This is a genomic window from Georgenia satyanarayanai, from assembly GCF_023715365.1.
In the GTDB taxonomy this organism is placed as follows: Bacteria; Actinomycetota; Actinomycetes; order Actinomycetales; family Actinomycetaceae; genus Oceanitalea; species Oceanitalea satyanarayanai_B.
Genome location: NZ_JAMBNZ010000001.1, coordinates 35,471 through 46,986, shown reverse-complemented (window position 1 = coordinate 46,986; position 11,516 = coordinate 35,471). Strand labels below are relative to the sequence as shown.

General features: G+C 67.5%; 6 protein-coding genes. All 6 read left to right on the top strand.

Annotated elements, in window-relative coordinates; all coding sequences use genetic code 11:
* The first annotated feature begins 157 nt into the window (after positions 1 to 157).
* From M3148_RS00200 to istB, 6 genes are read left to right on the top strand one after another with little or no spacing between them, the layout of a single operon-like run.
* Entirely contained in the window at positions 158 to 574 is a 417-nt protein-coding gene (locus tag M3148_RS00200) for a hypothetical protein (protein WP_251302634.1), read from the top strand.
* A complete protein-coding gene (locus M3148_RS00195) occupies positions 544 to 2,712 on the top strand; it encodes a PDZ domain-containing protein (protein ID WP_251302633.1) in 2,169 nt (722 codons plus the stop codon). The genes M3148_RS00200 and M3148_RS00195 overlap by 31 nt, the downstream gene beginning before the upstream one ends.
* A gap of 19 nt (positions 2,713 to 2,731) precedes the next feature.
* Positions 2,732 to 5,911: a BPTD_3080 family restriction endonuclease gene (locus M3148_RS00190; RefSeq protein WP_306469864.1), complete on the top strand. Its 3,180-nt coding sequence runs from the start codon at positions 2,732 to 2,734 to the stop codon at positions 5,909 to 5,911.
* Positions 5,912 to 5,913: 2 nt separating this feature from the next.
* Positions 5,914 to 8,646, top strand: coding sequence for a site-specific DNA-methyltransferase (locus tag M3148_RS00185; RefSeq protein WP_251302631.1), 2,733 nt, complete (start codon positions 5,914 to 5,916; stop codon positions 8,644 to 8,646).
* A 54-nt stretch (positions 8,647 to 8,700) separates the two neighbouring features.
* Positions 8,701 to 9,984 (top strand): IS21 family transposase, encoded by a 1,284-nt coding sequence (gene istA / locus M3148_RS00180; RefSeq protein ID WP_251302630.1) that lies wholly within the window; start codon positions 8,701 to 8,703, stop codon positions 9,982 to 9,984.
* Positions 9,981 to 10,766, top strand: a complete 786-nt coding sequence (gene istB / locus M3148_RS00175; protein WP_251302629.1) for an IS21-like element helper ATPase IstB — start codon at positions 9,981 to 9,983, stop codon at positions 10,764 to 10,766. The genes istA and istB overlap by 4 nt, the downstream gene beginning before the upstream one ends.
* Positions 10,767 to 11,516: the final 750 nt, after the last annotated feature.

Here is an 11,516-nt window from a genome sequence, read left to right as displayed (position 1 = left end):
ACGCACCGCGCCCCTGCAGCACAGCCGCGCTTCGCGCCGGACGGGCGGCACGTCGCGTACGTGTCGCACCGGGACGGGCACCCCGAGGTGTTCGTCGTCGACGTCGAGAGCGGGGACGCGCGGCGGCTCACCTGGTGGGGGCGCGTACCGCACACTCGTGCTCGGCTGGACCGCCGACGGCCGCGTGCTCGCGGCCACCCACGCCGGGGAGGCGAAGCTGCGCCACCTCGTGGTCAAGGCCGTCGCCCTCGACGGCACGGTCGAGCGGCTCGACCTCGGCCCGGCCTCCGGCGTCGCCATCACAGGGGATGGCACCGTCGCGCTGAGCACCCCGGGCAGCCGGCCGCCCGCGCAGTGGAAGCGCTACCCGGGCGGCACCGCGTCCCGGCTGTGGCTGCGCAGGAGCGGCAGCTGGGAGCAGCTTCTCGTGGACGAGCCCGCCGGCCTGGTCGACCCGATGCGGCTGGGGGACCGGCTCGCCTTCGTCTCCGACCGCGCCGCCCGCTTCCCCGACCGCGCCGAGGAGCAGGCCAACCTCTGGCTGTGGGACACGCGCTCGAGGTCCACTCGCTGACCTCCGCCGAGCAGCCTCGGCGGATCGCGTCCGGCGCGCTCGGCCGCGTGCTCCACCTTGCGAGCGACCCGGTCGGCACGCGCGCCGCCACCATCTCCCACGACGGCGCGATCCGGCTCGTCGACGTCGAGAGCGGCAGATCACGGACATCGGCACGTCGGCCGAGGGGAGGCCAAGCACCCTCGAGCTTCTCCCCGGACGGCCGTTACCTCCTGTGGTCCCAGCCCACCGGGCTCGAGGGCGACCTGCACCAGCTGCGCATCGCGGACCTCTCTGGCGACGGCGCCCCGGTCGCGCTCACCTCCGGCAAGTACCACGACCACTCGCCGGTGTTCAGCGCCGACGGCAAGTTCATCGTCTTCCTCTCCGACCGGACCTTCGACCCGAGTTACGACACCCACGAGTTCGGGCTGTCGTTCAGCGGGTCCACGCGGCCGTGGCTCATCCCGCTCTCGGCGCGCGAGCCCGCCCCCTTCGGCCCGAGCGCCGACGGCTGGCGGATCAGCAAGCCCGAGGAGTCGAGGCCGGAGGGTGAGCCTGTGCCGGTGACCTGCCCGGACCTCGACGCCGAGGGCGCCGAGGAGCGCATCGTGCCCTTCGGCGTCCCGTCGGGGGACTACCGCGGCCTGCGCGCCGCTAAGGGCGGGATGCTGTGGGTGCGGAAGGCCAAGGAGACCGGCGAGCTCGGCAGCCGCCGGGCGGGCGTGCTCGGCGACCCGGCCACCGACACCCTCGAGCACTGGTCCTTCGCCGAGCGCAGGGTGACGACCGTGGCGGACAAGGTGGACAGCTACGCAGTCTCCGGGGACGGGGAGCGGGTGGTGCTGCGGCACAAGGACACCGTCACCGTCCAGGCCGCCGACAAGAAGCCGCCGGAGGACGACGACGCCGCGGTGGTCACCGTCGACCTCGCCCGGCTACGCTTCGACGTGGACCCGGCCGCCGAGTGGCGGCAGATGTTCGAGGAGAACGCCCGCCTCATGCGCGACCACTTCTGGCGCGCGGACATGGACGGCGTGGACTGGGACGCCGTCACCGAGCGGTGGCGCCCCGTGGTGGAGAGCCTGCGGACTCACGAGGACCTCATCGACCTGCTGTGGGAGGTGGGCGCCGAGCTCAACACCTCCCACGCCTACGCCTCTCCGCCGACGCCACCCGGCGACCAGGACCGGCGCCTCGGACTGCTCGGCGCCGACCTGGCACGGGCGGAGGACGGGTGGCGCATCGAGCGGATCCTGCCGGGGGAGTCCTCCGACCCCGACGCGCGCTCGCCGCTCCGGGCGGCGGGAGTGGACGCCCGCCCGGGTGACGTCGTCGTCGCCGTCGACGGCGTGCCGGTCGACGAAGCGTTCGGGCCCGGCCCGCTCCTGGTCGGGGCGGCCGACAAGCCGGTGGAGCTCACGCTGCGGCGCGACGGGGAGGACCGGCGGGTGGTCGTCGTGCCGCTCGCCTCGGAGGAGACGCTGCGCTACCAGGACTGGGTGCGCTCGCGGCGCGAGTACGTGCGCGAGCACAGCGGCGGGCGGCTCGGCTACGTGCACGTGCCGGACATGGTGGCGAGCGGGTGGGCGCAGTTGCACCGCGACCTGCGGCACGCCGCCCGGGCCGAGGGGCTGGTCGTGGACGTGAGGTACAACCGCGGCGGGCACACGTCCCAGCTGGTGCTCTCGCGTCTCGTGGCCAAGGTGATCGGCTGGGACAGGGGCCGCCACTACGCGTCACCGGTCCCGTACCCCTCGCAGGCGCCCCGCGGTCCGGTGGTGCTCGTGGCGAACGAGGACGCCGGCTCGGACGGCGACATCATCACCGCCGCCGTGCAGGAGACGGGCCTCGGCCCAGTCGTGGGCACGCGGACCTGGGGCGGAGTCGTCGGCATCGACGGACGGTTCTCGCTCGTGGACGGCACGGAGGTGACCCAGCCGCGGTACGCGTTCACGTTCAACGGCAAGGGCTGGGGCGTGGAGAACCACGGCGTGGACCCGGACATCGAGGTGGTGCACTCCCCGGCGGACTTCTTTGCCGCTGAGGACAAGCAGCTCGACCGGGCGATCGCCGAGGCTTTCGCCGCGCTGAGCCGCCGGCCGGCGGCAGAGGCGCCGGGGCTGCCGGAGCCGAAGGTGCGCCCTCCGCGCCAGTGAAGGTCCGGCGGACGTGCGGATGAGGCAAGATGGGTCTGTGACGACGACGGCCATTGACAATCCGGTTCTCAACAGCCCGTTCGAGGAGCCGTCCCGTCACTGGATGCTCGACGAGCACGGCCAGCTCACCTCCGACATCGCAGGACGGCGGAGACCGAGTGAGTCCTGGATTCCCGTCCCGCGGGAGCGAAAGGGCCGAAGCACGGCAGCCCATCAGCTCGTGCAAGAGGAGTTGGATCTCACCCGAACGGGTGAGCGCAGAGACGTCAACGACCAGATCAATCAGCTTCGAGGTGATGTAGCTACCTGGCGCGCGTCTGGCTATCCCGGGGTGACGCCAACCACGGCACGCCTCTTGCGGTATTGGGCAGATCCGGACCGAGACAATCGGGTTTTCTTCGCCCAGCGGGAAGCAGCGGAGACCGCGATCTACGTCGCCGAGGTTGCCGGCCGGCTTACCGCCGCCGAGGCCGGCCGCACCGCTCGGGTACGCGGCTCAGGCTGGGTCACCGCGTCGCTCAAGGAGCAGAACGCCGAGTACAACGCAGACCTGCCCCGGCAAGCGCTGAAGATGGCGACAGGAACGGGCAAGACCGTCGTCATGGCGATGCTCATCGCGTGGCAGACGCTAAATAAGGCAGCCAACCGACGCGATGCCCGGTTCACGAACAAGTTCCTCGTCGTCACTCCGGGCATTACGATCCGCGACCGCCTGCGTGTGCTCTTCCCCAGCGACTCGGGCAACTACTACCGCGAACGCGACCTCATTCCGGCCGACCTGTGGGCGCAGCTGAGCCAGGCACGGGTGGCGGTGACGAACTTCCACACTTTCATGCTGCGCACGCGTCAGGAGGGTCAGGGCGTCGCCGCTAACACCAAGAAGCTGCTCCGCGCTCGGACTGGCGTCGACCCATTCGTCGAGACCGAGGCGCAGATGGTCACGCGCGTCCTGCGCGACCTGGGCGGTGGGCGCGGCGCCTCCGGCCAGATCATGGTGATCAACGATGAGGCGCACCACTGCTACGTTCCCCGCGACGCCGATGCCGACCTCAAGGCGCTCGATGCCATTGCGCGCGCGGAGGCGAAGGAGGCGAACGTCGATGCCGGCGTGTGGTTCACCGGCCTGCTGAACGTTCACAAGCACGTCGGCATCAAGCAAATCTACGACCTCTCTGCCACCCCGTACTTCATCGCCGGCTCGGGCTACCCAGAGGGATTCATCTACCCATGGACGGTCTCCGACTTCTCCCTCATGGACGCCATCGAGTCGGGTCTCGTTAAGATCCCCCGCTTACCAGTCGACGACGACGCGACCGGGTCCACGGTCTCCTACCTGCACCTATGGGACCAGGTGAAGGACGAGCTCCCGAAGCGAGCGGGCAGGGGCGGGTTCGACACGACGCGTCAACTTCCCGCGGTCCTCGCCGGCGCGCTCACGAGCCTGTACGGCTCGTATGAGCGCGCATTCGAACGCTGGCAGCGGACCGACGGCGCGGCGCCACCGGTGTTCATCGTCGTCTGCCCCAACACGACCGTGTCAAAGTGGGTCTACGACCAGATCGCTGGGTACGAGCAGGAACTTACCGGCGACGACGCCGAAGTCGTCCGCCGCGTGGTCCCCGGCACGCTGGCTAAGCTGTCGAACTACGCAGACGGCGAGCGACTCGCCGTCCCCCGTACCATCCTCGTTGACTCGGCGGAGCTGGAGTCCGGCGAAGCGGTCAGCCCTGCGTTCCGCGCCGTCGCAGCAGCGGAGATCGAAGCGTTCCAGCGCGAATACCGGGAACGGACGGGTGCCGCTGCCGGCGATATCGACGACGGCCAGCTCCTGCGGGAGGTGCTCAACACTGTCGGCAAACCGGGTCGACTCGGTGGTCAGGTCCGCTGCGTCGTGTCCGTGTCAATGCTCTCTGAGGGCTGGGACGCCAACACCGTCACCCATGTCCTTGGCGTGCGTGCCTTCGGCTCGCAGCTTCTCTGCGAGCAGGTGGTCGGGCGCGGCCTGCGGCGGCGCTCGTACGCGCTCGACAACGACGGATTGTTGCCGGCCGAGTACGCCGAGGTCTACGGAATCCCCTTCTCCTTCATCCCCTCCGACCGACCGGTAACCGATCCGCCCCCTCGCCCACCGAGCGTTCACGTTCGCGCCCTCGAGAGCCGAGAGGAAGCGCGCATCGTCTTCCCGCGGGTGGACGGATACCGTTTCGAGTTACCAGACGAGTACCTTCACGTCGATTTCGACGCAGTCGACCCGTTCGTGCTGGACTCCGGCGCCGTCCCCACACTGACGGAGATGGCGGGAGTCATCGGTGCCGACGACATCCACGATCTCTCGGCCCTGGAGCAGATGCGCCAGAAGGAAATCGCGTTTCGCCTCGCAGTGCGCCACCTGCTCCCGCTCTACTCCGACGGCCAACGCGTGCCCAAGCCCTGGCTCGTCCCGCGACTGGTGCAGATCACCCAAGAGTGGATGCAGGCCAAGCTTCAGCTCCACGGTCACGCCTTCCCCGGACTGTTGCTCCTCGGGACCTTCGCGAGCGAAGCAGTTGAACACATCCAGCGGACGATTGTTCAGGTCGCGGGCGACCGCGATCCGATGGTGCGCCCGATCATCCAGTCCGATGCACCTACTGGCTCCACGGACGCCATCGACTTCCAGACGATCAAAAACGTCCACGTGACGAGCGAGCGCAGTCATGTGTCACACGTCGTCCTCGATGGTGTTGGCGGCAACACGTGGGAGAAGATCGCTGCCCTCGACCTGGAGGCGATGGATGACGTCGCCGCGTACGTAAAGAACGACCACCTCGAGTTCGCGATCCCTTACACGCACAAAGGAGTCGGTCGTCGCTACCGGCCCGACTTCCTCGTTCGCCTCGTCCGCCGTGCCGGTGACGTCGAGCGCCACCTCGTCGTCGAGGTGTCCGGTGGGCTCAAGGACCAGACCGCCCGCGACGCCAAAGCGGACACGGCCCGGAATTTGTGGTGCGCGGCGGTTAACGCGGATGGGCGGTTCGGTCGTTGGGGATACGTGGAGGTCGATGACCCGTACCGCTTCCGTACGATTGTCAGTGATGCCATCGCCAATCTCTATGCAGACCTGCCGATCACCGGACAACCGCTCGGCTATGACCCGTTCGAAGGGATCGACGGCGACCCGCGCCTTACCCTCACTAGTCGTAAAGAAGGAGCCAAGTAAGCATGGCGTCGCCCAAGCACACCGCCGTTGAGGCCCATGAGCACGACGAGCGCCGCGTCAACATTCCCACCGCGGATGCCGAGAGCTTCGTTCCCGATGAGGTCGCTGCTCCAACCGTGACCCGCTGGCCGCGCCAGACGGAGCTCGACCCGCAGCTCGTGTGGCGGGGCAAGGACGCCAAGCAGGACGTGCTCGATGTCGTCGCCCCGCCGATCTACATTCAGGAGAAGATTGACCCGCGAGCGCTCGTTGAGAATTTGCGCCGCACTGCTCAACGGCCTGAGGAGGAGCCTGAACTCACCCTGTTTAAGGAGTTCGACGACCTCGGCCCCTGGGAGGCGGTGGAGTACTATAAGCACTCTTCCAAGTGGGCCAACCGCATGATCCTGGGTGATTCTCTAAACGTCATGGCGTCCCTCGCCGAACGGGAGAACCTGCGCGGGCAGGTCCAGGCGATCTACATCGACCCGCCGTACGGCATCAAGTTTCAGTCCAATTGGCAGCCCCGGATCGACAAGCGCGACGTCAAGGATGGCAACCTCGCAGACATGGCCCGCGAGGCTGAGCAAATCAAGGCCTTCCGCGATACGTGGGAAGACGGGATCCATACGTACCTCACATACCTGCGCGACCGGCTGCTAGTCGCACGGGAACTGCTCACCGAGAGCGGAAGCGTTTTCGTCCAGATCGGCGACGAGAACGTCCACCTCGTCCGCAGCCTCCTTGACGAAGTCTTCGGAAGTGAAAACTTCGCTTCTCTCATCACGTTCAAAACTACCTCTGGGGCCGGTAGCTTTGCTGGTGGCACCAATGTGCTGTCCTCTGTGAATAACTACGTCCTATGGTACGCGCGCAACTTGGCGGAGGTGAAATATCGCCCCCTATTTCAGCGCAAGTCCTTCACTGCTGAGGGCACTGCCTACGTCAATGTCGAAGAACCCGACGGCACTAGGCGTCGTCTCACGCCTGAGGAGCAGTCGGGCCGGACTTCAGTAAATGGCCGGGTGTTTCGGAGAGATCAAACGACCTCTCAAACAACCCGTACCGGCCAGACGACTGTCTTCCCTGTTGTTATACCTGAGGGGACCTTCGTGCCGACGAAGGGAGGGTGGAAGACGAATCGCGAAGGCATGGAAAGGCTGAAGTGGGCCAATCGCCTCACCGGCGCCAAGAACACGCTCTACTATGTGCGGTACTTTGATGATTTCCCGCTATCTGCATCCACGAACCTGTGGGATGATACGACGACGGCAGGGTTTGCAGATCCGAAGACGTACGTCGTTCAAACGAATTCAAAAGTCATCGAGAGATGCCTTCTCATGACGACCGACCCAGGCGACCTGGTCCTCGATCCAACCTGCGGCTCCGGCACAACGGCGCACGTCGCCGAACAGCGGGGCAGACGCTGGATCACTATCGATACGTCCCGTGTCGCGATCGCACTCGCTCGCCAGCGACTTATGGGCGCGCGCTTCCCGTACTACCTGCTTGCAGACTCCCCGGAGGGCGCAGCGAAGGAGCGCAGCCTAGGCGCGCCGCCCGAGCGCCGCGGCGGGCCGCACAAGCGGGACCTCCGCCAGGGTTTCGTCTACGAGCGCACCCCGCACATCACGCTGAAGTCGATCGCGAACAACCCCGACATCCGCCCGGGTATGTCCCGCACGGAGATCGAAGCGGCGATCCGTCGGCACGCGGATGTGGAATACCTCTACGACCGACCGTACGACGACAAAAAGAAGGTCCGCGTGTCCGGACGGTTCACCGTCGAGTCTCTCTCGCCGCACCGCTCCGTATCCTTCGACGCCACGATCCCGGACGGGGGGCGGCGGGACACCGAGGCAACCGACGTCCTTGACGTGAGCGCGGGCTACGAGGAGACGATTCTCGATAACCTGCTCACCGCCGGTGTGCAGAACGGGCGGCGTCGGGAACGGCTGATGTTACTCGGCGTCGATCCCCACCCGGGTCGCTTCGTCCAAGCCACTGGGACCGTCGCTGCCCAGGCGGACGTCGAGGCCGCGAAGGCACATTCTTCCCGCGCTGAGCCCGCCACCCAGCGCGTTGCGATCGCCCTGGGACCTGAATACGGGACGGTCGACGCCCGGATGGTCAAGGCGGCAGCGCGCGAGGCGCTCGGCATGCCGGACGTGGACTCGCTCCTCGTCCTCGGCTACGCGTTCGAGGCCAACGCCCTCGACGCTCTCAGCGAGACGCAGCGCGAGGGCTTCGCATCCGTGGCCGCCGAGCGCCGCCTCGGCCGGCTCCCTATCCTGCTCGTGCGCATGAACGTCGACCTAGCCATGGGCGACGATCTCTTGAAGAACTCCTCGACAGCCAACCTCTTTACCGTCTTCGGTGAGCCCGACATCGACGTGCGCATCACGGATGACGGCGTTGTCGTCGAGATCATGGGCGTGGACGTCTACGACCCTACGACCGGAGAGGTGCGTTCCGGCGGCACCGACGGGATCGCCATGTGGATGGTCGACACCGACTACGACGAGGAGAGCTTCTTCGTCCGCCATGCCTACTTCCTCGGAGGCCAGGACCCGTACAAGAAGCTTCGGACGTCGCTCAAGGCCGACGTCGACCCCGAGGCCTGGGAATCGCTTTATCGCACCGAGTCCCGACCCTTCCCAGTCCCGAGCACCGGGAAGGTCGCGGTAAAGGCCATTAATTACTACGGTGACGAGGTTCTCGTCGTCCGCGAGGTTAGCCGTGTCGATGCCGCGTGAAGACTGACCCCCTGGTGCCGAGTGAATGTTGACCCCCTCGGACAGAGTGAGGGAGTGATCAACGTGGAGGATTGGGCCGAGATCCGACGGCTGCATCGGTCGGAGGGCATGGCGATCAAGGCGATCGCTCGGGAGGTGGGCGTCGCGCGCAACACGGTGCGGGCGGCGTTGGCGGCGGATACTCCGCCGAAGTACGAGCGCAAGCCGGCCGGGTCGCGTGTGGATGCCTTCGAGGGGCAGATTCGGGCGTTGTTGGCGCAGACGCCGACGATGCCGGCGTCGGTGATCGCGGAGCGGATCGGGTGGGAGCACTCGGCGTCGGTGCTGCGCGCGAGGGTGGCGCAGTTGCGGCCGTTGTTCGCGCCGGCGGACCCGGCCGACCGGACGGAGTACCAGGCGGGGGAGATCGTGCAGTGCGACCTGTGGTTCCCGGCCAAGATCGTGCCCGTGAGCCCCGGGGTGATGGCCGCCCCGCCGGTGCTGACGATGGTCGCGGCGTGGTCGGGGTTCATCATGGCCGTGCTGCTGCCCTCAAGGACGACCGGGGACCTGCTCGCGGGGATGTGGCACTTGCTGTCCGGGACTCTGGGCGCGGTTCCAAAGACGCTGGTGTGGGACAACGAGGCCGGTATCGGCCAGCACCACCGGCTCACCGTTGGGGCGCGGGCGTTCGCTGGGACGCTGGGGACTCGGATCTACCAGACCCGGCCCCGTGACCCGGAGGCCAAGGGCGTGGTCGAGCGCGCGAACGGCTACTTGCAGACCTCGTTCCTGCCCGGGCGGACCTTCGCCTCGCCGGCCGACTTCAACACCCAGCTCGAGCGGTGGCTGCCGCGGGCGAACCAGCGGGTGCTGCGGCGAACCGGGACCCAGCCCGGGCTGCGGGTCGGCAACGACGCAGCAGCGATGATGGACCTGCCTCCGGTCGCGCCCTCGGTCGGTATGAGGGACCGGGTGCGGCTGGGCCGGGACTACTACGTGCGCGTGTTGGGCAACGACTACTCCGTCGACCCGACCGTCATCGGCCGGTTCGTGGACGTCACCGCGGGCCTCACCGAGGTGAGGGTGACCTGCGCCGGGCAGGTCGTGGCCGCCCATGAGCGCTGCTGGGACACCCGCCGCACGATCACCGATCCGGCCCATGTGACCGCCGCGCGAGTGCTGCGCCAGAGCTACCGAGGCCGCTCGGCCGCAGTGAGTGGGCCGGCTGCCAAGGCCGGGGCGGTGGTCGGGGTCCGGGCCCTGTCGGACTACGACGACCTCTTCGCCCTCACCCCGCCCACCACGGCCACCGCCGCGGTTAAGGGCTCGGGCCGGCACCTGGAGGTCCTGCGATGAGCACCACCGCCCGCAAGGACCTGGCCAGCGAAGTCGCGTTTCTGGCCCGTGAGCTCAAGACCCCGGTGATCACCGAGACCTTCACGGCGCTGGGTGACCAGGCCCGTCAGGAGGGCTGGTCCCACGAGGAGTACCTCGCCGCCGTCCTGGGCCGCCAGGTCGCCTCCCGGACCGCGAACGGGACCAGGATGCGGATCGCCGCGGCGCACTTCCCAGCCGTGAAGACGATCGAGGACTTCACCTTCGACCACGTCCCGGCCCCCACCCGCGACCTCATCGCCCATCTGGCCACGACCACGTTCATCACCAAACGCGAGAACGTGGTCCTGCTCGGCCCGCCCGGGACCGGCAAGAGCCACCTGGCCATCGCGCTGGGCATCAAGGCCGCCGAGGCGTCCTACCCCGTCGCGTTCGACACCGCCACGGGATGGATCACCCGGCTGGCCGCCGCGCACGCCGAGGGCCGCCTGGACCGCGAGCTGCGCAAGCTGGGCCGCTACCGGCTCCTGGTGATCGATGAGGTCGGCTACCTGCCCTTCGACGCCACCGCGGCCTCCCTGTTCTTCCAGCTCATCGCCTCCCGTTACGAGACCGGCTCGGTGATCGTGACCTCGAACCTGACCTTCTCCCGGTGGGGCGAGACCCTCGGTGATGACGTCGTCGCCGCCGCGACCATCGACCGCCTCGTCCACCACGCCCACGTCATCGCCCTGGACGGAGACTCCTACCGCACCCGCGGCCACCGCACCACGCCGCCACCAGCGGCACGAACCAGCAACTGACCACCGGAAAAACCCCGCAGGGGGTCAACTTTCAACCGGCAACAGGGGGTCAGTTTTCAACCGGCGTTGACAAGCCGTCGCTAACAGTGCAATACGGGCAGGGCAGTTACGTCAAATCGGGCCATGAAGCCGAGGGGGATCGCCTTACCAGTGCACCGGTTGCGCCGGTAGTCCCGTGCTATGAACGGACCGCCGCCGGCGCTGGCTCGCCGCTCACGTCCAGCAGTCGCATGGCTAACGTCTCCAGGAGCTGTCGCACTGACATCTCATACGGCGCGAACGACGTCGGGCCTACTTGTGTTCGTGCTTCAGTGGACCGTTCGAAGCCACGACCTTGATGAGCGTGTTCCTCGAGACCCCCAACCCCTGGCGATCACCGCCTTCGACGCACCCTTGACGGCCAGCCACCTGATGAACGCCCGGCCCTCCATGGTGATCACAACCCAACCGTCGGAAGAGTGCTGACTTTTCGAGCGCCGCTACTGCTTAGTTCTCGAGTGCCGCAGACGAGGGACCGCGGTCCCGGAGTCGCGTTCCGATCTGTACCGTCGTGCGAAATGCGATCCGCACCTTCCCTCCGCGCTTGCTCCGTCCCATTCTGCGTGACAGCGAGAGTTTGCGATATGGAACGCGAAAGCAGGATTGTACTTTCACGATGCTTGCTTCCTTGTGTGCGAATGGGCGGATAGATCACTTGGTGCATAGATGCAAATATCGCGTGGGCGCATCGAGCTGCACGCCCACTCTTGC